Below are 24,442 nucleotides of genomic sequence, written 5' to 3' on the forward strand. Positions count from 1 at the left end.
TTTCAAGGTCCCTTTCGGGGTCGTTGCGTCTCCGGGTCCCTTTCGGGGTCTCCGCCGCACCCCGGTGGGTCTTCGGGGCGTTCCCGGCGGGGTGCGGGGTGCGGGGTGCGGGGTGCGGGGTGCGGGGTGCGGGGTGCGGGGTGCGGGGTGCGGGGTGCGCCGCTGTGCCGCTGTGCGGCTGACCGGTTCTGCCGCTGTGCCGCCCTGCGGCCGGTGAGTGGTCTGGGCCGGGTGTGCCACGGTGGGCCGGTGGCCGTGCGCGGGTGCGTCGTGGTCGCTCGCGCGCTTCCCCGCGCCCCTTCCAGGGCACGGGGCCTCGCCGGTGGCGAGCCGTCCTCGGCCGCGGGGCGCCCATCCCGAGCGGCCCCGCAGACCGACGGCGCACCGGAAGCGGACAACGGCAGGCCCGGCGGGAACCGGGCAGCGCCCCGGAAGCATCCTCGGCATGGCCGCATGGCCGCATGGCCGCATGGCCGCATGGCCGCATGGCCGCATGGCCGCATGGCCGCACAGCGGCACAGCGGCATACGGGAGAATGGTCCGTATGCCTTCCGTACCGCCCGACGGCGAGCCCGTGCCCGATGACGGGGCGCTGCCCGCGTCCGCCCTCGACGGTGCCGCCGACCGCCCCCTCGGGTTCTATCTGCACGTGCCGTACTGCGCCGCCCGCTGCGGCTACTGCGACTTCAACACCTACACCGCGACCGAGCTGCGCGGCACCGGCGGTGTGCTCGCCTCCCGGGAGAACTACGCGGCCACGCTGGCCGACGAGGTCCGCCTGGCCCGCAAGGTCCTCGGTGAGGACCCGCGCCGGGTGCGCACCGTCTTCGTCGGCGGCGGCACCCCGACCCTGCTTCCCGCGGACGACCTGGTGCGGATGCTGGACACGATCCGCTCCGAGTTCGGGCTCGAGGACGACGCGGAGGTCACCACCGAGGCCAACCCGGAGTCCGTCGGCCCCGCCTATCTGGCCCGGCTGCGGGCCGGAGGCTTCAACCGGATCTCCTTCGGCATGCAGAGCGCGCGCCGGCACGTGCTGGACGTGCTGGACCGCACGCACACCCCGGGCCGCCCCGAACAGTGCGTGGCGGAGGCACGGGCCGCCGGGTTCGCACACGTGAATCTCGATCTGATCTACGGAACGCCGGGCGAGTCCGACGACGACTGGCGCGCCTCACTGGACGCGGCGATCGGCGCCGGGCCCGACCACGTGTCGGCGTACGCGCTGATCGTCGAGGAGGGCACGGGACTGGCGCGGCGGATCCGGCGCGGCGAGATACCGATGACGGACGACGACGAGCACGCGGACCGCTATCTGATCGCCGAGGAGATGCTCTCCGCGGCGGGCTTCGCCTGGTACGAGGTGTCGAACTGGGCGACCTCTCCCGCGGGGCGCTGCCTGCACAACGAGCTGTACTGGCGAGGAGCGGACTGGTGGGGTGCCGGGCCGGGGGCGCACAGCCACGTCGGCGGGGTGCGGTGGTGGAACGCCAGGCATCCGGGCGCGTACGCGGCACGGCTGGCGGCCGGGCGGTCGCCGGGCGCGGGGCGGGAGGTGCTGGCGGCGGAGGACCGGCGGGTCGAGCGGATCCTGCTCGAACTGCGGCTCACGGACGGCTGCCCGCTGTCGCTGCTGCGGGCGCAGGGAGCCGCGGCGGCCCGCCGTGCCGTCGCCGAGGGGCTCCTTGAGGCGGGCCCCCACGCCGAGGGCCGGGCCGTGCTCACCCTGCGGGGCCGGCTGCTGGCCGACGCGGTGGTCCGGGACCTGGTGGACTGAGGAGCCGGTGGGTCGGGGACCCGGGCCGGGCGCGGAAGGCGGACGTATGCGCATCGCTTGGCAGGACGCGGGCTGGGAGGGGCTGACGGCACGGGTCGGGCGCTGCCGGCTGCCGGTGTGGGACTGCACGTCCGGGCTGGTCGCCGGGGACGAGGGGGCCCTGCTGGTCGACGCGGGCGCCACGCCGGCGCAGGGTGGCCGGCTGCGGGCCGCCGCGGCCCGGCTGCTCGGCGGCGGGCGCCGGGTGACCCATCTCGCGCTCACCCACCCGCACTTCGACCACGTGCTGGGTGCTCCGGCGTTCGCGGGTGCGCAGTTCCACGGCCCGGCCGGTGCCGGCGTGCTGCTCGCCGCGGACACCGAGGGACTGCGCGCGGACGCGGTGCGCCACGGCGTCGCCGTGCAGGACGCGGCGGACGCCGCCGGGGCCCTCGGGCGCCTGGCACGGGACACCGCTCACGCGCCCGACGCCCCCGACGCGCCCGACGCGGTGCGGCGGACCGCCGACCCGAGCCGCCCCACCGCCACCGCACCGGCGCGCCCTCGGCCGCCGGACACCCGTACCGGCGCCCGCGCCCCCGGGTCCGCCCCCGCCCCCGCTCCTGCGTCCCCGTGGCACCCCGTGACCGACCGGCAGGCGCTCGATCTGGGCGGCGGAGTGCGGGCCCTGCTGCTGAACGTGGGCCCCGGCCACACGGCGCACGACCTTGCGGTGCTGGTCCCGGGCGGCGACGGCGAGCCGGACGTGGTCTTCTGCGGGGACCTCGTGGAGGAGTCGGGGGAACCGCAGGCAGGGCCGGACGCCGTTCCGGGGCGCTGGCCCGGAGCCCTCGACCGGCTGCTCGCCCTGGGCGGCCCCGAGGCCCTCTACGTACCGGGCCACGGCGCCGTCGTGGACGCCGGCTTCGTCCGGCGCCAGCGCGATCAACTCGCCCTGCGTTTCGGCGTGTCGTGACCGCCCGCGCCCGCTCTCTTCTATCGTCGGCCGAATGCGCCAGTACTCACCGGACCTCACGCCGCCCTGGAAGAAGCAGCAGCCCGCGCCCGAGGTGCCCGCGGAGCCCGGGCTCGTGGTGGAGGAGGCGGGCACGGGGTTCTGCGGGGCGGTGATCCGCTGCGAGGCGGGCACGGTCACGTTGGAGGACCGCTTCGGCAAGCACCGCGCCTTCCCGCTCCAGCCGCGCGGCTTCCTGCTGGAGGGCAGGCCGGTGACCCTGGTCCGCCCGGCCTCGGGCGCCCCCGCGCGCCCGACCCGCACCGCCTCCGGCTCCGTCGCCGTGCCGGGCGCCCGGGCCCGGGTGGCGCGTGCCGGGCGCATCTACGTGGAGGGCCGGCACGACGCCGAGCTGGTCGAGAAGGTGTGGGGCGACGACCTGCGCATCGAGGGCGTGGTGGTCGAGTACCTGGAGGGCGTGGACGACCTCCCGGCGATCGTCGAGTCCTTCGGCCCCGGGCCGGACGCCCACCTCGGCGTCCTCGTCGACCACCTGGTGCCCGGCACCAAGGAGTCCCGCATCGCGGCCGCGGTGACCGGCCCGCACACCCTGGTCGTGGGCCACCCGTACATCGACGTCTGGGAGGCCGTGAAACCGTCCTCCGTGGGAATCGCCGCCTGGCCCCGCGTCCCGCGCGGACAGGACTGGAAGACCGGCGTCTGCCGCGCCCTCGGCTGGCCGGAGCACACCGGCGCCGCCTGGCAGCGCATCCTGGCGTGCGTCCACAGCTACAAGGACCTGGAGCCGGCGCTCCTCGGCCGGGTCGAGGAGCTGATCGACTTCGTCACGGCGCCGTAGCCGGCCGGCGGGGCGGGGTGCCGGCTCGGCGGACGGGGGCGTCCGGGCGGTTGCCCGCGCCACCGCCAGCGCTCTTGCCCCGGCGGCACCTGTGCGCCGTACACTGGGCGGGTGAAAATTGGCACTCGTGTGTGGTGAGTGCCAGGGTGGGCGCCCGCCGGCGGGTGTCCCCGGTGGCCGGCCGCCGGCCGCCGGCCGGGCCGGGGAGGGCCGGGCCCCGTGCCGGGGAGATCCGGACGCAGGGCCGGGTGTGTGCGAGGCCGGACGCAGGGTCCGGGTGGACGGAACTGGAGGTGCGCGATGCTCAGTGAGCGCAGGCTCGAAGTGCTGCGCGCCATCGTCCAGGACTACGTGGGCACGGAGGAGCCGGTCGGTTCCAAGGCGCTCACCGAGCGTCACAAGCTGGGCGTCTCGCCGGCCACCGTGCGCAACGACATGGCCGTCCTGGAGGACGAGGGTTACATCGCCCAGCCGCACACCAGCGCCGGCCGCATCCCCACGGACAAGGGCTACCGCCTCTTCGTCGACAAGCTGGCGGGCGTCAAGCCGATGACCGCGCCGGAGCGCCGGGCCATCCAGAACTTCCTGGAGGGCGCGGTCGACCTCGACGACGTCGTGGCCCGGACCGTCCGGCTGCTGGCGCAGCTCACCCGGCAGGTCGCCGTGGTGCAGTACCCCTCACTGACGCGCTCCACGGTCCGGCACGTCGAGCTGCTTGCGATGGCCCCGGCCCGGCTGATGCTGGTGCTGATCACCGACACCGGCCGGGTCGAGCAGCGTATGGTGGACTGTCCGGCGCCGTTCGGCGAGACCTCACTGGCCGACCTGCGCGCCCGGCTCAACAGCCGCGTCGGCGGCCGCCGTTTCGCGGATGTGCCGCAACTGGTGCAGGATCTGCCCGAGGCCTTCGAGGCCGAGGACCGCGGCACCGTGCAGACCGTGCTGTCCACCCTGCTGGAGACGCTGGTCGAGGAGACCGAGGAGCGGCTGATGATCGGCGGTACCGCCAACCTCACCCGCTTCGGCCATGACTTCCCCCTGACCATCCGGCCGGTGCTGGAGGCCCTTGAGGAGCAGGTCGTGCTCCTCAAGCTGCTGGGCGAGTCCACGGACTCCGGCATGACGGTACGGATCGGTCATGAGAACGCGCACGAAGGACTCAACTCCACGTCCGTGGTCTCGGTCGGCTACGGTTCGGGCGGCGAGGCAGTCGCCAAGCTCGGCGTGGTCGGACCGACCCGCATGGACTACCCGGGAACGATGGGAGCAGTACGCGCAGTGGCACGTTACGTCGGACAGATCCTGGCGGAGTCGTAAGTGGCCACGGATTACTACGCCGTACTAGGCGTACGCCGAGACGCGTCCCAGGACGAGATCAAGAAGGCGTTCCGGCGGCTCGCCCGCGAGCTGCACCCGGACGTCAATCCCGATCCGAAGACGCAGGAGCGGTTCAAGGAGATCAACGCCGCCTACGAGGTGTTGTCGGACCCGCAGAAGAAGCAGGTCTACGACCTCGGTGGGGACCCGCTGTCCCAGACCGGCGGCGCCGGGCCAGGCGGCTTCGGCGCGGGCGGCTTCGGGAACTTCTCGGACATCATGGACGCGTTCTTCGGGACCGCGTCCCAGCGCGGGCCGAGGTCGCGTACCCGTCGCGGCCAGGACGCGATGATAAGGCTGGAGATCGAGCTCGACGAGGCGGCCTTCGGCACCACCAAGGACATCCAGGTCGACACGGCCGTCGTCTGCTCCACCTGCAACGGCGAGGGCGCCGCTCCGGGCACCACCGCGCAGACCTGCGACATGTGCCGCGGCCGCGGTGAGGTCTCGCAGGTCACCCGGTCCTTCCTCGGCCAGGTCATGACCTCCAGGCCCTGTCCGCAGTGCCAGGGCTTCGGCACCGTGGTGCCGACCCCGTGCCCGGAGTGCGCGGGCGACGGCCGCATCCGTTCGCGCCGCACCCTCACCGTGAAGATCCCCGCCGGTGTCGACAACGGCACCCGGATCCAGCTCGCCGGCGAGGGCGAGGTCGGCCCCGGCGGCGGTCCGGCGGGCGACCTCTACGTGGAGATCCACGAGCTGCCGCACCAGGTCTTCCAGCGCCGCGGTGACGACCTGCACTGCACGGTCACCATCCCGATGACCGCGGGCGCGCTCGGCACCAAGGTGCCGCTGGAGACCCTGGACGGTCTCGAAGAGGTCGATATCCGGCCAGGTACGCAATCCGGCCAGTCGATCCCGCTGCACGGCCGCGGCGTCACGCATCTGCGCGGCGGCGGCCGTGGCGACCTGATCGTGCATGTCGAGGTGCAGACCCCGTCCAAGCTCGAACCCGAGCAGGAACGACTGCTCAGGGAGCTGGCCAAGCTCCGGGGCGAGGAGCGGCCGACGGGTCAGTTCCAGCCAGGCCAACAGGGCCTGTTCTCCCGTCTGAAGGACGCGTTCAACGGGCGATGACGTCAATCGGTGACCGAGGCATATGCCGGGCGTAAGGCTGGTTTCGGACTTGTGCGGGGGACGTGACAACATGCCGTCATGTCCTCCGCACTGACCGATCTCTTCCCACTCCCGATCGTGCAGGCTCCGATGGCGGGCGGTGCCTCCGGACCGCGGCTCGCCGCGGCCGTGTCCGAAGCCGGAGGGCTCGGTTTCCTCGCCGCCGGCTACAAGACGGCGGACGGGATGTACCACGAGATCAAGCAACTGCGGGGACTCACCGACCGGCCGTTCGGCGTCAACCTCTTCCTCCCGCAGCCCGAGTACGCGGACCCGGCCGCCGTGGCCGTCTACCGCGACCAGCTCGCCGGCGAGGCCGCCTGGTACGAGACGGAGCTGGGCGACTCCGACTGCGGCCGTGACGACGGCTACGAGGCCAAGCTCGCCGTCCTCCTCGACGACCCGGTGCCCGTCGTCTCGTTCACCTTCGGCTGCCCGAGCGAGAAGGTGCTCGCCGCCTTCGCACGGGCCGGCACCGTCACCGTGGTCACCGCCACCACCCCGGAGGAGGCCAGGGCCGCGGAGCGGGCGGGCGCCGACGCGGTGTGCGCCCAGGGCATCGAGGCGGGCGGCCACCAGGGCACCCACCGCGACCAGCCGGAGCGCGACGGCAGCGGCTACGGGCTGCTCGCCCTGGTCGCCGAGGTCCGCGAGGCGGTGGGCCTCCCCGTGGTGGCCGGCGGCGGTCTGATGCGGGGCACCCAGATCGCCGCGGTGCTCGCCGCAGGCGCGGTCGCGGGGCAGCTCGGCACGGCCTTCCTCGTCACCCCGGAATCGGGCGCCCACCCGCTGCACAAGGAGGCCCTGACCAGCTCCCTCTTCGTGCGCACCGAACTCACCCGGGCCTTCACCGGCCGTCCGGCCCGGGGACTGGTCAACCGCTTCCTGCGCGAACACGGCCCCTACGCTCCCGCCGCGTACCCGCAGGTCCACCACCTGGCCGCCCCGCTGCGCCGCGCCGCGGAGCAGGCGGGCGACCCGCAGGGCATGGCGCTGTGGGCGGGCCAGGGTCACCGGATGGCCCGCGAGCTGCCCGCCAAAGAGCTGGTCGAGGTGCTGGCGGCCGAGCTCGACGACGCCAGGACGGCCGCCTGGGCGCCCCCCGGCGGACCAGGGCACCTCGCGGCGCCCGGCGGAACCGGCGAGCCGGAGGGCGGTAAGGCATGACGGCACCCGTCTTCGTCGTCGACGACCTCGGGGCGCCCGAGGGGACCGGGACCCCCGGCGACCCCCGCGCGGCCGCCGGCGCACCGGCCGGGGGCCCGCGGTACGTCCTCGAAGGACCGGAGGGGCGGCACGCCGTCTCCGTGCGGCGGCTGCGGCCCGGCGAGGAGGTCGTGCTCACCGACGGCGCCGGGCACTGGGCGGCGTGCGTGGTGCTGGACACCGAGGGCAGGGACCGGCTGGTGCTGGGCCGTGGCCCGGTGCTGGCGGAGCCCGCGCCCGAGCCCCGGCTGACGGTCGTCCAGGCGCTGCCCAAGGGCGACCGGGGCGAGCGGGCCGTGGAGACCATGACGGAGACCGGCGTCGATGCGATCGTGCCCTGGTCCGCGACCCGCTGCATCACGCAGTGGAAGGGCGAGCGGGGCGTGAAGGCGCTCGGCAAATGGCGGGCGACCGCCCGCGAGGCCGGCAAGCAGTCGCGCCGGGTGCGCTTTCCCGAGGTCACCGAGGCGATGACGGGCAAGCAGGTGGCCGCGCTGCTGGCCCGTGCGGAGCTGGCCGTCGTGCTGCACGAGGACCCCGGCCACCCCGGCGAGCCGCTGGCCACCACCGCGCTGCCCACGAGCGGCGACATCGTGGTCGTGGTGGGCCCGGAAGGCTCCCTCACACCCGAGGAACTCGATCTCTTCGGGGAGGCGGGTGCCCGTGTGTGCCGGCTCGGGCGTACGGTGCTGCGTACGTCGACCGCGGGCACCGCGGCGGCGGCACTCCTGCTCGGCCGCACCGGCCGCTGGTCCTAGGTCCTGTCCGACGATGCGCGTCGGATATGCCCGCGGCGTCCGGTGCCGTGCGTCGCAAGGCGGAGGGTCGCCCTCGTACCGGGTGTACGCGGGCGTGCCCGACAGCGCCGCGAGGTGCGGTGCCAGGGGCCGCGGGCCCGGCGGGAGCTGCCGGACGGGCCCTGGCGGGCCCGGTGCCCGGCGTCGACGTACGCAGCACCCGCCGTGCCCGACGGCACCTCCCAGAACCAAGGAGTCGCGTTGGAACTCGCCCAGGTCAGGCTGCTGGTCTCCGACTTCCCCGCCTGCTACCGCTTCTACGCCGACGTGCTCGGCCTCAAGCCGCAGTCGGGTGCCGCGGACGGCCCGTACGAGAAGTTCAGCCCCGCGGTCGGCTCGGCCGGCATCGCGCTCCAGGACCGGACCGTGATGGCCGAGGTGATCGGCGAGCTCGCCGCCTCCGCGACGGGGCACCGCTCCCTGGTGGTGCTCCGCGTGGACGACCTCGACACCTACTGCGCGCAGCTCGCCGAGCGCGGCGCGGAGCTGGTGCAGGGGCCCGCGCCGATGACGGAGCGGATGCGCGTCGCCCATCTGAAGGATCCCGAGGGCAATCTGGTGGAGCTCCAGGAGTGGCTGCTCATGCAGGGCTGAGGGCCGCTCCGGCAGTCCGGAGTGATCCAAACCGCTGACCGCAGCGGGGTGCCCTGCCTAGGCTGATCGTGTGACACAGTCTGGGTACCTTCGGTTTCCGCATCTTCACGGCGATTTCATCGCCTTCACAGCAGAGGACGACGTCTGGGTCGCGCTACTCGAAGGCGGTCGCGCCTGGCGGGTCAGCGCGGACAACATGCCGGTCAGCCATCCCCGGATCTCCCCGGACGGCCGGACCGTGGCCTGGACCTCCACCCGCGACGGGGCGCCCGAGGTCCATGTCGCCCCCCTCGACGGCGGGCCCTCCCGGCGGCTGACGCACTGGGGCAGCGGTCGCACCGGAGTGCGCGGCTGGACGCCGGACGGCCGTGTCCTCGCCGTCACCGCCGAGGGACAGGCGTCCCTGCGCCGTTCGTGGGCCCGTGCGGTCCCGCTCGACGGCGGCCCGGCCGAGACCCTGCCGTACGGCCCCGTCGGCTCGGTGGCGTACGGCCCGTCCGGACAGGTCCTGCTGGTGTCCGCGCCGATGGGCCGCGAGGCCGCCTGGTGGAAGCGCTACCGCGGCGGCAGCGCGGGCAAGCTCTGGATCGACCGCGAGGGCGACGGCGAGTTCGTCCGCGTCCACGAAGAGCTCGACGGCAACATCGAGTACCCGATGTGGGTCGGCGACCGGATCGCCTTCCTCTCCGACCACGAAGGCGTCGGGGCGGTCTACTCCTCCCTGCCGGACGGCTCCGACCTGCGACGCCACACGGACCTCGGGGACGGCACGGCCCCGGCGGCCCCGGGCGGCCCGGCGGACGGCACCGGGGCGCGGTCGGACACGGCCTCCGAGCCGGCACCCGCCCCCGAAGGGGCGGCGGAGGCCCCCGCGGGGCCCGGCCAGGAGTCCGCGGCGCAGGAGCCAGCGGGCCGGCAGGCTCCTGAGCAGGAGTCCTTGGAACAGGAGTCCCCGGAGCGGGACGCCCCGGCCGGGGAGCCGCCCGCCGAGGCCGGGCCCCCCGCGGCCCGCACCCCGTTCCAGGGCTTCTACGCCCGGCACGCCGCCACCGACGGCACCCGTGTCGTCTACGCCCGCGCGGGCGAGCTGTGGATCCTGGACGACCTGGCCGGCGCCGAGCCCAGGCGGCTCGACATCCGGCTCGGCGGCCAGCGCACCGACCTCCAGCCGCGACCGCTGAACGCGGCCCGCTGGTTCGGCGCCGCGGCCCCCGACCACACCGGCCGGGGCAGCGCCGTGTCCGTGCGCGGCACCATCCACTGGGTCACCCACCGCGAGGGCCCAGCCCGCGCCCTGGCCGCCGAGCCCGGTGTACGGGCCAGGCTGCCGCGCACCTTCCGCGCGGACGGCGAGGAGTACGTGGTCTGGGTGACGGACGCGGAGGGCGACGACGCCCTGGAGTTCGCCCCCGCCACCGGCCTCGCGCCCGGAGCCACCCCCCGCAGGATCGCCGCGGGACAGCTTGGCAGGGTCCTGGGCCTAGCCATGGCCCCGGACGGCAGCCGCGCCGCCGTCGCCTCGCACGACGGCCGGGTGCTGCTGGTGGAGCGGGAGACCGGCGAGGTGCGCGAGGTCGACAGGAGCGAGCACGGCGAGGCCTCGGGCCTGGTCTTCTCGCCCGACTCGGCCTGGCTCGCCTGGTCGCACCCCGGCCCGCGCCCGCTGCGCCACCTCAAGCTCGCGGGCACCGCGGACCTCACGGTCAGCGAGGCCACCCCGCTCAGGTTCCGCGACTACGCACCCGCCTTCACGCTGGACGGCAAGCACCTGGCGTTCCTGTCCGAGCGCTCCTTCGACCCGATCTACGACGAGCACGTCTTCGACCTCGCGTTCGTCGACGGCTCCCGGCCCCACCTGATCACCCTCTCGGCCACCACGCCCGCACCCTTCGGGCCGCAGCGGCACGGCCGCCCCTTCGAGACCCCCGACAAGGACGAGACCCCCGACAGCGAGGGCGCGCCCGCCACCCGTATCGACCTGGAGGGCCTCGCCGACCGGATCGTGCCCTTCCCCGTCGAGGCGGGCCGCTACTCGACGCTGCGTGCCGCCAAGGACGGGCTGCTGTGGCTGCGCCACCCGGTGCTCGGCGTGCTCGGCTCCTCCCGCGCCAAGCCCGACGACCAGGACCCCAAGTCGGACCTGGAGCGCTACGACCTGCTCCAGCAGGGCGTCGAGCACCTGGCCTCGGGCGCCGACCACTTCGCGGTCAGCGGGGACGGCAAGCGGGTGCTGCTGTGGACCGACGGCAAGCTGAAGGTGGTGCCGAGCGACCGGCGCGCCTCGCACGACGACGACAGCGACACCAACATCACCGTCGACCTCTCCCGGGTCCGCCAGAGGGTGGACCCGGTCGCCGAGTGGCGGCAGATGTACGCCGAGACGGGCCGCCTGATGCGCGACCACTTCTGGCGCGCCGACCTCGGCGGTGTGGACTGGGACGGCGTACTGGACCGCTACCGCCCGCTGCTTGGGCGCGTCGCCACCCACGACGACCTGGTCGATCTGCTCTGGGAGGTGCAGGGCGAACTGGGCACCTCGCACGCCTATGTGTCGCCGTCCGGTGGGTACGGCGGCTCCGGCACCCGGCAGGGCCTGCTCGGCGCCGACCTGTCGCGGCACGAGGACGGCCTGTGGCGGATCGACCGCATCCTCCCGTCGGAGACCTCCGACCCCGGTGCCCGCTCGCCGCTCGCCGCGCCCGGTGTCGCCATCCGCGCGGGCGACGCGGTCATCGCGGTCGCGGGCCAGCCCGTCGACCCGGTCACCGGGCCGGGGCCGCTGCTCGTCGGCACCGCGGGCAAGCCCGTCGAGCTGACCGTCTCGCCGGCCGGCGGGGGCGATCCGAGGCACGCCGTGGTCGTCCCGCTCGACGACGAGGAGCCGCTGCGCTACCACGCGTGGGTCGCCGACCGCCGCGCCTACGTCCACGAGAGGTCCGGCGGCCGCCTCGGCTATCTGCACGTACCGGACATGCAGGCGCCCGGCTGGGCCCAGATCCACCGCGACCTGCGCGTGGAGGTGGCGCACGACGGGCTCGTGGTGGACGTGCGCGAGAACCGCGGCGGGCACACCTCGCAGCTCGTGGTCGAGAAGCTGGCCCGCCGCATCGTCGGCTGGGACGTGCCGCGCGGTCTGAGGCCCTACAGCTACCCCGAGGACGCGCCGCGCGGTCCGGTCGTCGCCGTCGCCAACGAGTTCTCCGGCTCCGACGGCGACATCGTCAACGCCGCGATCAAGGCCCTCGGCATCGGTCCCGTGGTCGGCACCCGCACCTGGGGCGGCGTGATCGGCATCGACAGCCGGTACCACCTGGTCGACGGCACCCTGGTGACCCAGCCCAAGTACGCCTTCTGGATGGAGGGGTACGGGTGGGGCGTGGAGAACCACGGCGTCGACCCGGACGTCGAGGTGGTCACCACGCCCCAGGACCACGCCGCGGGCCGGGACCCGCAGCTCGACGAGGCGATCCGCATCGCGCTCGCCGCACTGGCGGAGCGGCCGGCGAAGACCGCGCCGCCGCTGCCGCCGGCCGGGTCATGACGCCGGGCCGCACCCGGCCGGGGAGCGGGCCGTAGGGCGGCGCCAGGCCCAAGGCGCCGCCCCTGATACGGAGCTGCGCACGGCCGTCGCGGCGGCCGCCGAGGGCATGCCGCTGCGGCTGCACCTCGCCGGGACTGCTCCCGGAGCGGGGGCAGTTCGACGCGGCGGTCGCGGAGGCGGCGGTGGCGTTGCGGCGGGCGCCCGCGGACGCGGCGGCCCGCGCCGGCGGACGCGGGCCGGGTCGGCCGGGCCTCGCCGTCGCCGTGGCCGACAAGGCCGTCGCGGGCGCCACCGGTTCTGCGCCGCCCGCGCCGCCGGTCACCGCCGCGGCGCTGTTCGCCCCGGGCGTCTGCCGGGCGCTGTGGAACCGCGCCGGGGTGCCGCCGCGGCCGCGCCGCCTCATGCGCTGCTGCCGGCGCGCGGCTCGCCTCCGGTGCGGGCCATGGGGCGCGCGGCCGCCCTCCCGGCCGGGTGCGACGCCGTCGCGCTCGTGCTGCCGGTGACCGGCGCCTACCCGGTGGGCATGGCCGGTGACGTGCTGGTCCGGGGCGTGCCGATCACACGGTGGCTCAGCCACCGGCCCTCGGCCGAAGGGGGCCCACCGGGCTCTCGGCCGAAGGAGGCCGGCCGCCGGATAGCATGCGACGGTACCGGGCGCGGCGGTCCGCGGGCGGAGCGCGGCGGCTCCGCCGTGCGGCCGGCGTCCGGGTCCGGACAGCCGAAGTGAACCGAGTCGAGGAGGCGTGACCGTGGCCGGAGAGCCGCAGGCCGACTGCCTGTTCTGCAAGATCGTCGCGGGGGAGGTCCCGGCGACGGTGGTCCGGGAGACCCCGACGACCGTCGCGTTCCGCGACATCAACCCCCAGGCTCCGACCCATGTGCTGGTCATCCCGCGGGTCCACTACCCCGACGCGGCCTCGCTCGCCGCCGCCGAGCCCGCGGTCGCCGCGGACGTGCTGCGCGAGGCCGCCCAGGTCGCCGCGGAGGACAAGGTGGACGCGGGCGGGTACCGCGTGGTGTTCAACACCGGCGCGGGCGCGGGACAGACCGTCTTCCACGCCCATGCGCACGTCCTGGGCGGCCGCGGTCTCCAGTGGCCTCCCGGATAGCCGGCCGGCGCCCCGTACGCCAGGCGGCGACCCGTGTCCGTACGTGAACTGGTGGTGCTCGGCACCGCGAGCCAGGTGCCCACCCGGCAGCGCAACCACAACGGCTACGTGCTGCTCTGGGACGGCGAGGGCATCCTCTTCGACCCCGGTGAGGGCACCCAGCGGCAGATGCTGCGCGCCGGGGTCGCGGCGCACGACCTGCACCGCATCTGCGTCACCCACTTCCACGGGGACCACGCGCTGGGCCTGGCCGGGGTGATCCAGCGCATCAACCTGGACCGGGTGCCGCACGAGGTGACCGCGCACTACCCGGCGAGCGGCAAGCGGTTCTTCGACCGGCTGCGGTACGCGACGGCCTACCGGGAGACGGTCCCGCTCACCGAGGTCCCGGCGCACGGCGACGGGGTCGTCCTCGCCGAGCCGCCGCCGTACCGCCTGGAGGCCCGCCGCCTGTCCCATCCCGTGGAGTCCTTCGGCTACCGGCTCGTCGAGCCCGACGGGCGCCGGATGCTGCCCGACCGGCTGGCCGCGCACGGCATCGCGGGACCGGACGTCGGCAGGCTCCAGCGTGCCGGTGCGCTGCGCGGCGTCACCCTCGACGAGGTGAGCGAGGCCCGCCGCGGCCAGCGGTTCGCCTTCGTCATGGACACCCGGCTCTGCGACGCCGTGTACGCCCTCGCCGAGGACTGCGACCTGCTGGTCATCGAGTCCACCTTCCTCGACGAGGACGCGGCTCTGGCCGAGGAGTACGGCCATCTGACCGCGGGCCAGGCCGCCCGCGCGGCCCGCGACTGCGGTGTACGCCACCTGGTCCTCACCCACTTCAGCCAGCGCTACACGGACACCACGGCCTTCTCCAGGGACGCCAGGGGAGCCGGCTTCGAGGGCGAACTGACCGTGGCCTCGGACCTGATGAGGATCCCGCTGCCGAAACGCCGCCCGGGTGGCGGCGGTCCGTCCGGCGGGTGAGACGGGGCAGGCGGGGCGGCGGACCGGTCCGGTCCGGCGGGTGAGGGCGGCCCGCAGCGCGGAGCCCGCCGGCACACACACCCGCGCACACACCCGCACACACAGCCGTTCCGCCACCGGGACCCCAGCGTCACCTGGGTCTCAGCCCGCAGGGCCCCAGCGTCACCGGGTCCTCAGCGCCACCGGGGCCCGCCCCGTCCTGAGGGCACCGCGGCCTCGATACGCCCCCGGATCCCCCGCATGACGGAGACGATCCGCTCCTCGTGCGCGGGGGTGACCCGCGCCACCGGTACGGAGCAACTGATCGCGTCCACGGCCGGCCGCTCGTACCGCAGTGCGAACCCGTACCCCACGATCCCCTCGACGCCCTCCTCGCGGTCCACCGCGTACCCGCGCCGCCGGACCTCCGCGAGGTCGGCCACCAGGGCCTCACGCTCGGTCAGGGTGTTCGGCGTGAACCGCTCGTAAGGCCCCTCGGGCAGTTCCTCGTCCGGCCGCTGGGCCAGCAGCGCCTTGCCCAGCGCCCCCACGTGGGCGGGCAGCCGCCGGCCCACCCGGCTGATGGTGCGCAGGTACTCGTGCGACTCCCGGGTCGCGAGGTACGCCACGTTCATGCCGTCGAGACGCCCGAGGTGGATGGTCTCGCCGACCGCGTCCGACGCCTCGTCCAGGAACGGCCGTACGGCCCGCACCCACGGGTCGGAGTCGAGGTAGCTGGTGCCGGTGAGGAGCGCGTGGATGCCGATGCCGTACAGCGAGCCGGTCACGTCGGTGCGGACCCAGCCCCGCGCGATCAGCGTCTGGAGCAGTGCGTACATCGAACTGCGCGGCACCCCGAGCCCTTCGGCCAGCTCCTGGAGCCGGGCGGGCCGGCCGCCGCCCCGTGCCGCCAACACCTCCAGCAGTTCGACGGTGCGGGCGGCCGACTTCACCTCGCGCACCCCGCCGCTCCTGGCGCCGCCGCCCGCGCTCCGGCCCGCACCGCGCCCGGCCGGGTCCCGGTCCCCCGCTTCGTCTGTCTCGCGCATGCGCCGATCGTAAGGGCGGCCGCGGGACCGTTGACGCCGACCGGTTCGGCTACCTAATCTTCGTCTTCATACGTAGACGTCATCTATATGGAGAGATCACGACCGGACGCGTCCCGTGCGGGACGGGGCCGGGCCCGATCTCCTGGGAGCCGCCCCGTGAGCCGTGATCTGACCATCGCCGAGGTGCGTCTGACGCCGATCCTCGTCGCCGACCCGCCGCTGCTGAACACGCAGGGCGTCCACCAGCCGTACACCCCGCGGCTGATCATCGAGGTGGTCACCGCCGGCGGTGTGTCGGGCTTCGGCGAGACCTACGGCGACACCAAGTACCTGGAGCTGGCGCGCCCGTTCGCGGAGCGGCTCACCGGACGCCAGGTGAGCGACCTGAACGGCCTCTTCACCACCGCCGAGGAGATGGCGGTCGACCGGGCCCGGGTCGAGAACGCGGTCGACGTCGGCGGGCTGCGCGGGGTGCAGACCGCCGACAAGCTGCGGCTGTCGGTCGTCTCCGGCTTCGAGGTGGCCTGCCTGGACGCGCTCGGCACGGCGCTGGGGCTGCCCGTGCACGCGCTGCTCGGCGGCAAGGTCCGCGACGCGGTCGAGTACAGCGCCTACCTCTTCTACAAGTACGGCGCCCATCCCGAGGGCGTTGCGAGCGAACCGGACGACTGGGGCGAGGCGGTGGACCCGGCCGGGATCGTCGCACAGGCCCGCAGGTTCACCGAGCGGTACGGCTTCACGTCGTTCAAGCTGAAGGGCGGTGTCTTCCCGCCGGACGAGGAGATCGCCGCCGTCCGTGCGCTCGCCGAGGCGTTCCCCGGCCATCCGCTGCGGCTCGACCCGAACGGCGCCTGGTCGGTGCCGACCTCGCTGAAGGTCGCCGAGGAGCTCGGCAGCGTCCTCGAGTACCTGGAGGACCCGGCACTGGGCACCCCGAATATGGCGGAGGTCGCCGCGCACACGGACGTGCCGCTGGCCACCAACATGTGCGTGACGACGTTCGCGGAGATCCCGGAGGCCTTCACCAAGGGCGCCGTCCAGGTCGTCCTCTCCGACCACCACTACTGGGGCGGGCTGCGCAACACCCAGCAGCTCGCGGCCCTCTGCCGCACCTTCGGCGTCGGCATCTCCATGCACTCCAACACCCACCTCGGCATCAGTCTGGCCGCCATGACCCATGTCGCGGCCACCGTGCCTGACCTGCACCACGCCTGCGACTCGCACTACCCCTGGCAGTCCGAGGACGTGCTCACCGAACGCCTCACCTTCGAGAGCGGCAAGGTCGCCGTCTCCGACGCGCCCGGCCTCGGCGTCGAGGTCGACCGCGACCGGCTGGCGTTCCTGCACCGGCGCTGGCGCGACGACGACGGGTCGATGCGCGACCGCGACGACGCCGCCGCCATGCGCGTCACCCAGCCGGAGTGGACCACCCCGGCGGTGCCGCGCTGGTAGCCCGCGGCGGCCCCGGCCGCCGTCCCCACCCACCGACACACGCCGATGACCGGACCCGCCGCCGCCCGTAGCGGCGCCGGGCCGGCCGGCCGCAAGGAAGCGAGCCGCTCGTGTCCGGCAGCACCGACGACCTCCCCGGTCCCGTCCCCGACCCCGCCACCCCGGCCTCCTCGTCGCCCGCCCCGCGGCCTCCGGGCCCCGGTGCCCTCCCGGGGCCCGCCGCCGAGCACCCGCCCGCGGTGCGCTCCGCCGTCCACAAGATCTTCCGGCGGGTCGTGCCGCTCTTCTTCATCATGTTCGTGGCGAACTACATGGACCGGGTCAACCTCGGCTTCGCCCAGGACCAGTTGCGCGCCGACGTGGGCCTGTCCGCGGCAGCCTTCGGGCTCGGGGCAGGCATCTTCTTCATCGCGTACGCGTTGTTCGAGGTGCCCAGCAACATGCTGATGGAGCGGTTCGGTGCCAAGGTCTGGCTCACCCGGATCATGATCTCCTGGGGTGTGGTGGCGTGCGCCATGGCCTTCGTGACCAGTGCGGAGGCGTTCTACGTCCTGCGCTTCCTGCTGGGCGCCGCGGAGGCGGGGTTCTTCCCCGCCGTCATCTACTACTTCAGCCGCTGGCTGCCGGACTCGCACCGGGGCCGGGCCACCTCGATCTTCCTGATGGGCTCCGGCACGGCCACCGTCGTGGTCGGTCCGATCTCGGGCGCGCTGCTTCAGATGCACGGGGTGTGGGGCCACGCGGGCTGGCAGTGGATGTTCTTCGTCGAGGGCGTCTTCTCGCTCGTGCTCGGTGTCGTCGTCTACCGGTTCCTGGACTCGGGCATCGAGAGCGCCCGCTGGCTCACCGACGAGGAGAAGGCCGGCCTGGCCGCCGTCATCGACGTGGAGCAGCGGGTCCGCGCCGGGCAGCGCGGTACCGAGGGGGTGTCGCGCTGGCGGCTGCTGGCCGATCCGCAGATGCTGCTCTTCCTCTGGATCTACTTCGCGATCAACGTCGCGCTGTACGCGGTCACCTTCTGGCTGCCGTCGATCGTGGCCGACATCGGAGGGCTCGACGACTTCCAGGTGGGGCTGCTCACCGCGGTGCCCTGGCTGTTCGCGATCCTCGCCGTGTGGGTGGCCGGGCGGCTCTCCGACCGGATCGGCAAGCGCCGTCCGGTCCTGGTGGCGCTGCTCCTGCTGGGCGGCGCGGGCACCCTGCTCGCCGTGTTCGTCTCGCCCTGGGTGGGCCTGGGCGCGCTGTGCCTGGCGGCCATGGGCTTCAAGCCGGCCTCGCCGATCTTCTGGACGATCCCGCAGAGCTACCTCGACGCGCGGGCCGCGGCACCGGGCATCGCGCTGATCAACTCGCTGGGGAACCTGGGCGGTTTCGTCGCCCCCACGGCCTTCGGCCTCATCGAGGACGCCACCGGGTCCACCAGGGCCGGCCTCGTCGGCCTGACAGTGATCGGCTTCCTCGCCGCGCTGAGCGTGCTGCTGGTCCGCGGCGGCGGCCGCAACGACCGGGTCAGGGCCGCGTCGGCTCCCGCGGGGGCGACCGCGGTGGGGCCCAAGCGGCCGTCGGCTCCCGGCGCGGCGCGCACGGGCCGCCTGCGCCCCGGGGTCTGAGGGCGGCGCTCCACCGCCCCGCCACTCCGCGGGGGACACGCCTTCGCCCCTGCCCCGACCCCGGTCCCGCCGTGCGACCCCCGGCTGCGCGGCCGGAGGTCGGACGCCGGGGCGGGGAGGCCGCGGGGGCGCGCCCCCGCGGGGGTGCGCCTATATCGCCGCCGCGCGTTCCAGGATGCGGGCGGCGACCGCGGGGGAGTCGACCAGTGGGTGCAGTGCCAGGGCGCGCAGGGCGGCGGTGCGGTCCTTGAAGAGCGCCGCCTCGATCGTCGCGCGCTCCACCGCCTTGAGCTGGAGGACGAGCCCCAGCTCGGCCGGGCCCAGGGGCGCGGCGGGCAGCGGACGGGCACCGGACGCGCCGACCTCGCAGACCGTCTCGATGACCGCGTCGGCCGGCAGTGCCGGGACGGTGGTGCCATTGCGGACGTTCAGGATCAGACGGGTGCGGCGGTCCTCGGCGATGGCCCGCATCAGGGCGAGCGCCACCTGGTCGTAGCCTCCGCCGTCCAGGTCGCAGGTGTCGCGCTGCCAGCCTCCGCTGGCCGCGCGGCTGTCGGCCATGTAGGTCTCCTCGCGCTGCAGCCGCGTGGCCTCCCACAGGTCGTACGCCCGCGCCGGCTCCTTCGCGGCCCGCGCGAAGAAGGCGCCCTGCTGGTGGTCGAGGAACGCACCGCGGGTCTCGTCCGCCTCCCGCACCGCGGCGAGGGACTCCCTGCGGAAGTAGTAGTAGTGGAGGTACTCGTTCGGCAGGGAGCCCAGCGCCCCGAGCCAGTCGGCGCCGAACAGCCTGCCCTCCTCGAACCCGGCCAGCGCGTCCGCGTCACCGAGGAGGCCCGGCAGCAGGTCCTCGGTGCCGTCGTGCAGCGTCCGCAGCCAGCCGAGGTGGTTGAGGCCGACGTAGTCGTAGGACGGCGCGGCGGAGCCGGCGGCGCGCGGGCCGCCGCCGAAGAACAGGTCGGGGTCGCGCCCGGCGGCCCGCGCGGCCCGCCGCACCAGCCCCACCGGGGAGTCGCAGATGCCGATGACCCGCTCGCCGAGCACCTCGGACATCGCCTCGGTCACCATGCCCGCCGGATTGGTGAAGTTGATGACCCACGCGCGCGGGGCCACGGCCGCCACCCGCTCCGCGATGCCCAGCGCCACCGGCACCGTACGCAGCCCGTACAGCACGCCGCCCGCGCCGACGGTCTCCTGGCCCAGCACCCCCTCGGCGAGCGGCACCAGTTCGTCCCGCACCCGGCCCGCCGTACCGCCCACCCGGATCGCGGAGAAGACGAAGTCCGCACCGCGCAGGGCGTCGTCGAGGCCGTCGGCCACCCGTACCGGGGGAAGGGGCGCCGCTCCCCGTGCGCCGCAGGCCCGGCCGCCGAGCTGTTCGAGCACCGAGCGCACCACGCCGAGCCGGGCCGGATCCGTGTCGTACAGCGTCAGCTCGGAGACGTCACCGCCGGACAGCGCCCGGTACACGAGCGGGACGCGGAAACCGCCGCCGCCGAGAATCGTCAGCTTCATGACGCGGAACGTACCCCATCGGACGGACACCGCCCCCGTCACGCCCGCCCGCCGCCACCCCCGCCCGCGCCTGTCCGCCCCCGCGCGCACCAACACGCCCCGCACGCGGACGGCCACCGTCCGGAGCGGTACATGAGACCTCCTGTGACACTTCCGGCACACGACATCGGGCACACTGGCCTGATCGGTACCACCCAGGGAGCGCACCGTGACGGAAGACAACGGAGAGCCAGTGCACCACCGGGCCCCCCTCGACCCGCTCACCGGACTGCGGGCCCCCGAGGACCCCGCGATCGACGTCTACCTCACGGGGACCGTCTTTCTCGACATCATCTTCACGGGCCTCGACAGCGCACCGGTGCGCGGCACCGAGTCCTGGGCGCGCGGCATGGGTTCGAGCCCGGGCGGCGTGGCCAACATGGCGACCGCCCTGGCCCGGCTCGGCCTGCGCACCTCGCTGGCCGCGGCCTTCGGTGACGACCACTACGGCGAGTACTGCTGGGACGCGCTGGAGCACGGTGAGGGGATCGACCTGGCGCCCTCGCGCACCGTGCCCGGCTGGCACTCGCCGGTGACCGTGTCGATGGCCTACGAGGGCGAGCGGACCATGGTCTCGCACGGCCACGAGCCGCCGCCCGAGGAGCCGGCGCCCCGCTGCCCGCCGCGCGCGCGTGCCGCCGTCGCCGCGCTCAGTCCCGGCCAGCGGGCCCCCTGGATCGCCGAGGCCGCCCGCCGCGGCACCCGGATCTTCGCCGACGTCGGCTGGGACGACACCGGGCACTGGGACCTGGCCGGCCTCACCGACCTGCAGCACTGCGAGGCGTTCCTGCCCAACGCCGAGGAGGCCATGCGCTACACCCGCACCGGCTGCCCGCGGCGCGCGGCGCACGCGCTCGCCGAGCGGGTGCCGGTGGTCGTGGTGACGCTCGGGGCGGACGGCGCGTACGCGGTGGACGGCAGGTCCGGCGAGGCCGCGGAGGTGCCCGCGATCGACGTGGAGGCACTGGACCCGACCGGAGCGGGGGACGTCTTCGTCGCCGGCTTCGTGACCGGGACGCTCGCGGGCTGGCCGCTGGCCGACCGGGTCGCTTTCGCGGGGCTCACCGCCGCGCTGTCGGTCCAGGAGTTCGGGGGCTCGCTGTCCGCGCCGGGCTGGTCCGAGATCGCCACCTGGTGGCGGCACGTCCAGCAGTACGACGACCAGAACCCCGCCGCGCTGCGCCGCTACGCCTTCCTCGACACGCTCCTGCCCACCGCGGGCCGCCCCGGGCCGCTGCCCCGTGCCGTCCCCACCATCGGCTTCGGCCGCGCCCTCTGAGCCCGCCCGTCCCCCTCCCACCCGCCGCCGCTCCTCCCCTTCCTACCGCTTGTCCTACCGCTTGTCCCACCGCCGGTCCTGCCGACCGGGCTGCCGCCCGTCCGCCCCCGCCCGTCCGGGGCGGGCGGGGTCGGGCGCGGTCGGGGCGGGCCCGGGTGCGGGGGCGGACCGGGCGGGAGCGGGCCGTTCGGGCGCACTGGAAAAGGGCTCTGCCTTGTCAGCACCCCGACGTACCCTGGATGGTGCCGGGAGCGCCCCGGCGGCAGATGCCGCACACAGGAGGATCCGCAGGCCTCAAGAGCCGGCCCATGACTCAGACACCCACAGCACACGACCCTGCACAGAGGCAGGGGCAGGCACGAGCGCGCTTCACCGTCCCGGCACAGCACCCCATGGTCACCGTCCTGGGGTCCGGGGACTCCCTGCTGCGCGTGATCGAGAGGGCCTTCCCGGCGGCCGACATCCATGTCCGGGGAAACGAGATCAGCGCCGTCGGCGACCCGTCGGAAGTCGCCCTCGTGCAGCGCTTGTTCGACGAGATGATGCTGGTGCTCCGCACCGGACAGCCGATGACGGAGGACGCGGTGGAACGCTCGATCGCCATGCTCAGGGCGAGTGGGGACGGCGAGGGCGAAGCCCAGGAGACCCCGGCTGAGGTGCTCACGCAGAACATCCTCTCGTCCCGCGGCCGCACCATCCGCCCCAAGACCCTCAACCAGAAGCGCTACGTCGACGCCATCGACAGGCACACGGTCGTCTTCGGCATCGGCCCCGCCGGCACCGGCAAGACGTACCTGGCGATGGCGAAGGCCGTGCAGGCCCTGCAGTCCAAGCAGGTCAACCGCATCATCCTGACCAGGCCCGCGGTGGAGGCGGGGGAGCGCCTCGGCTTCCTGCCCGGCACGCTCTACGAGAAGATCGACCCCTACCTGCGCCCGCTCTACGACGCCCTGCACGACATGCTCGACCCCGACTCGATCCCGCGCCTGATGGCGGCCGGGACGATCGAGGTGGCACCCCTGGCCTACATGCGCGGCCGCACGCTGAACGACGCGTTCATCATCCTGGACGAGGCGCAGAACACCAATCCCGAGCAGATGAAGATGTTCCTCACCCGCCTCGGCTTCGACTCGAAGATCGTGATCACCGGCGATGTGACCCAGATCGACCTGCCCAGCGGCACCAAGAGCGGCCTGCGCCAGGTCCAGGACATCCTGGACGGCGTGGACGACGTCCACTTCTCCAGGCTCACCTCGCACGATGTCGTACGGCACAAGCTGGTCGGCCGTATTGTCGACGCGTACGAGGAGTTCGACAGCCGCAACGGCACGGTCGACGGCGGCCGGCCCCCGCGGAGCGCCCGATGACCCGTGGCCCGAGGCCCCGTGCCCTGCCGGGCGCGTAACGGAAAGTGGACCCAGCACCAGCCATGTCGATCGACGTCAACAACGAATCCGGCACCGAGGTGGACGAGCGGGCGATCCTCGACATCGCCCGCTACGCCCTCACCCGGATGCGCATCCACCCGCTCAGTGAGCTCTCCGTGATCGTCGTGGACGCCGGCGCCATGGAGCAGTTGCACATGCAGTGGATGGACCTGCCGGGCCCCACGGACGTCATGTCCTTCCCCATGGACGAGCTCCGCCCGCCCTCCAAGGACGACGACGAGCCCCCGCAGGGCCTGCTCGGCGACGTCGTGCTCTGCCCCGAGGTCGCCGCCCGGCAGGCCGAGGAGGCCCCGACCCGGCACTCCATGGACGAGGAGCTCCAGCTCCTCACCGTGCACGGCGTCCTCCACCTCCTCGGCTACGACCACGAGGAGCCCGACGAGAAGGCCGAGATGTTCGGCCTCCAGTCGGCGATCGTGGACGGCTGGCGCGCCGAGCAGGGCGTGCCCGGTCCGTCCCCGGCCCCGACCGTCTCGTAGCGCCGTGAACACCGAGCTGATCCTCGGCGCGGTCCTGCTGATCGTGATCGCCTGGCTGGCCGCCTGCGCCGAGACGGGCCTGGCCCGCACCTCCAGCTTCCGTGCGGAGGAGGCCGTGCGCTCCGGCCGCAGGGGCAGCGCCAGGCTGGCCCAGATCGCGGCCGACCCGACCCGCTACCTCAACGTGGCGCTGCTGGTCCGGGTGGCGTGCGAGATGGCGGCGGCCGCCCTGGTCACCTACGCGTGCCTGCAGGAGTTCGCCCGCACCTGGCAGGCCCTGGTCGTCGCGATCGGTGTGATGGTGCTGGTCAGCTATGTCGCGGTGGGCGTCTCACCGCGCACCATCGGCCGCCAGCATCCGCTGAACACGGCGACCGCCGCCGCCTACGTCCTGCTGCCGCTGGCCCGTGTCATGGGCCCGATCCCCTCGCTGCTGATCCTCATCGGCAACGCCCTCACGCCCGGCAAGGGCTTCCGCAGAGGCCCGTTCGCCTCCGAGGCGGAGCTGCGTGCGCTGGTCGACCTCGCGGAGCAGGAGTCGCTGATCGAGGACGAGGAGCGCCGTATGGTGCACTCCGTCTTCGAACTGGGCGACACCCTGGTCAGGGAGGTCATGGTGCCCCGCACCGACCTGATCGTGATCGAGCGGTACAAGACCATCCGTCAGGCCCTGACGCTCGCGCTGCGCTCCGGTTTCTCCCGCATCCCGGTGACCGGCGAGAGCGAGGACGACATCGTCGGCATCGTCTACCTCAAGGACCTGGTCCGCAGGACGCACGTCCACCGCGAGGCCGAGTCCGAGCTGGTCTCCACCGCGATGCGGCCCGCCACCTTCGTCCCCGACACCAAGAACGCCGGCGATCTGCTCCGCGAGATGCAGCAGGAGCGCACCCACGTCGCCGTCGTCATCGACGAGTACGGCGGCACCGCGGGCATCGTCACCATCGAGGACATCCTTGAGGAGATCGTCGGCGAGATCACCGACGAGTACGACCGCGAACAGCCGACCGTCGAGAGGCTCGGCGACGACCGGTACCGGGTCACGGCCCGGCTGGACATCGGCGACCTCGGCGAGCTGTACGGCCTGGACGCCTTCGACGACGAGGACGTGGAGACCGTCGGCGGTCTGCTGGCCAAGGCACTCGGCCGGGTGCCGATCGCGGGTGCCACGGCGGTCGTGTCGCTGCCGGACGGCCGGGGCCTGCGGCTGACCGCCGAGTCAGCCGCAGGCCGCCGGAACAAGATCGTGACGGTCCTGGTGGAGCCGGTGGCCCCGGTGCACTCGGGGGCGGGGACCGAGGAAGCGGAGGCGTAGC

19 protein-coding genes are annotated in these 24,442 nt (G+C 74.2%); 17 read left to right on the forward strand and 2 right to left on the reverse strand.

Annotated elements, in window-relative coordinates:
- Positions 1–544: 544 nt before the first annotated feature.
- The 11 genes from hemW (at position 545) to IE313_RS30595 (ending at position 14,279) form a co-directional block, all read left to right on the forward strand.
- Positions 545–1,777 (forward strand): radical SAM family heme chaperone HemW, encoded by a 1,233-nt coding sequence (gene hemW, locus IE313_RS30540; protein WP_189937964.1) that lies wholly within the window; start codon positions 545–547, stop codon positions 1,775–1,777.
- Positions 1,778–1,823: 46 nt separating this feature from the next.
- Positions 1,824–2,732, forward strand: a complete 909-nt coding sequence (locus IE313_RS30545; RefSeq protein WP_189937966.1) for an MBL fold metallo-hydrolase — start codon at positions 1,824–1,826, stop codon at positions 2,730–2,732.
- Positions 2,733–2,766: 34 nt separating this feature from the next.
- Positions 2,767–3,570, forward strand: coding sequence for a DUF3097 domain-containing protein (locus IE313_RS30550; protein ID WP_189937968.1), 804 nt, complete (start codon positions 2,767–2,769; stop codon positions 3,568–3,570).
- Between the two features lie 300 nt (positions 3,571–3,870).
- On the forward strand, positions 3,871–4,887 hold the full coding sequence (hrcA, locus tag IE313_RS30555) for a heat-inducible transcriptional repressor HrcA (RefSeq protein WP_189937971.1): 1,017 nt from the start codon (positions 3,871–3,873) through the stop codon (positions 4,885–4,887).
- A complete protein-coding gene (gene dnaJ, locus IE313_RS30560) occupies positions 4,888–6,024 on the forward strand; it encodes a molecular chaperone DnaJ (protein WP_189937973.1) in 1,137 nt (378 codons plus the stop codon). It begins immediately after the preceding gene.
- 78 nt (positions 6,025–6,102) lie between these two features.
- Positions 6,103–7,230, forward strand: coding sequence for a nitronate monooxygenase (locus IE313_RS30565; protein ID WP_189937975.1), 1,128 nt, complete (start codon positions 6,103–6,105; stop codon positions 7,228–7,230).
- The gene (locus tag IE313_RS30570; RefSeq protein WP_189937977.1) at positions 7,227–8,027 is read left to right on the forward strand and encodes a 16S rRNA (uracil(1498)-N(3))-methyltransferase; all 801 of its coding nucleotides are present in this window, start codon (positions 7,227–7,229) and stop codon (positions 8,025–8,027) included. Before IE313_RS30565 ends, IE313_RS30570 begins: the two co-directional genes overlap by 4 nt.
- A gap of 240 nt (positions 8,028–8,267) precedes the next feature.
- The gene (locus tag IE313_RS30575; protein ID WP_189937979.1) at positions 8,268–8,660 is read left to right on the forward strand and encodes a VOC family protein; all 393 of its coding nucleotides are present in this window, start codon (positions 8,268–8,270) and stop codon (positions 8,658–8,660) included.
- Between the two features lie 70 nt (positions 8,661–8,730).
- A complete protein-coding gene (locus IE313_RS30585) occupies positions 8,731–12,201 on the forward strand; it encodes a S41 family peptidase (protein WP_229925095.1) in 3,471 nt (1,156 codons plus the stop codon).
- A gap of 749 nt (positions 12,202–12,950) precedes the next feature.
- Entirely contained in the window at positions 12,951–13,310 is a 360-nt protein-coding gene (locus tag IE313_RS30590; protein ID WP_189938027.1) for a histidine triad nucleotide-binding protein, read from the forward strand.
- Positions 13,311–13,343: 33 nt separating this feature from the next.
- Complete coding sequence (locus IE313_RS30595; RefSeq protein WP_189937981.1) at positions 13,344–14,279, forward strand: ribonuclease Z; 936 nt, start codon at positions 13,344–13,346, stop codon at positions 14,277–14,279.
- A 173-nt stretch (positions 14,280–14,452) separates the two neighbouring features.
- Here the strand turns inward: IE313_RS30595 and IE313_RS30600 are convergent, their stop codons facing one another.
- Complete coding sequence (locus IE313_RS30600) at positions 14,453–15,307, reverse strand: IclR family transcriptional regulator (RefSeq protein ID WP_189937983.1); 855 nt, start codon at positions 15,305–15,307, stop codon at positions 14,453–14,455.
- Positions 15,308–15,463: 156 nt separating this feature from the next.
- Here IE313_RS30600 and IE313_RS30605 point away from each other — a divergent pair, with 156 nt between their 5' ends.
- Together IE313_RS30605 and IE313_RS30610 are read left to right on the forward strand one after the other, a co-directional pair.
- Positions 15,464–16,759, forward strand: coding sequence for a glucarate dehydratase family protein (locus IE313_RS30605; RefSeq protein WP_189937985.1), 1,296 nt, complete (start codon positions 15,464–15,466; stop codon positions 16,757–16,759).
- A gap of 110 nt (positions 16,760–16,869) precedes the next feature.
- Entirely contained in the window at positions 16,870–18,369 is a 1,500-nt protein-coding gene (locus IE313_RS30610; RefSeq protein ID WP_373317100.1) for an MFS transporter, read from the forward strand.
- A 150-nt stretch (positions 18,370–18,519) separates the two neighbouring features.
- On the opposite strand, the gene IE313_RS30615 is transcribed toward IE313_RS30610, so the two are convergent.
- Complete coding sequence (locus tag IE313_RS30615; RefSeq protein ID WP_189937987.1) at positions 18,520–19,881, reverse strand: family 4 glycosyl hydrolase; 1,362 nt, start codon at positions 19,879–19,881, stop codon at positions 18,520–18,522.
- A 208-nt stretch (positions 19,882–20,089) separates the two neighbouring features.
- On the opposite strand from IE313_RS30615, the gene IE313_RS30620 reads away from it, so the two are divergent.
- From IE313_RS30620 to IE313_RS30635, 4 genes are all read left to right on the forward strand, one after another.
- A complete protein-coding gene (locus IE313_RS30620; protein ID WP_189937989.1) occupies positions 20,090–21,199 on the forward strand; it encodes a carbohydrate kinase family protein in 1,110 nt (369 codons plus the stop codon).
- 308 nt (positions 21,200–21,507) lie between these two features.
- Positions 21,508–22,566: a PhoH family protein gene (locus tag IE313_RS30625; protein WP_189937991.1), complete on the forward strand. Its 1,059-nt coding sequence runs from the start codon at positions 21,508–21,510 to the stop codon at positions 22,564–22,566.
- A gap of 62 nt (positions 22,567–22,628) precedes the next feature.
- On the forward strand, positions 22,629–23,126 hold the full coding sequence (gene ybeY, locus IE313_RS30630) for an rRNA maturation RNase YbeY (RefSeq protein ID WP_189938031.1): 498 nt from the start codon (positions 22,629–22,631) through the stop codon (positions 23,124–23,126).
- Between the two features lie 4 nt (positions 23,127–23,130).
- Complete coding sequence (locus tag IE313_RS30635) at positions 23,131–24,441, forward strand: hemolysin family protein (RefSeq protein WP_189937992.1); 1,311 nt, start codon at positions 23,131–23,133, stop codon at positions 24,439–24,441.
- The last annotated feature ends 1 nt before the right edge of the window (position 24,442 follow it).

The organism is Streptomyces sulfonofaciens, assembly GCF_014656295.1.
In the GTDB taxonomy this organism is placed as follows: domain Bacteria; phylum Actinomycetota; class Actinomycetes; order Streptomycetales; family Streptomycetaceae; genus Streptomyces; species Streptomyces sulfonofaciens.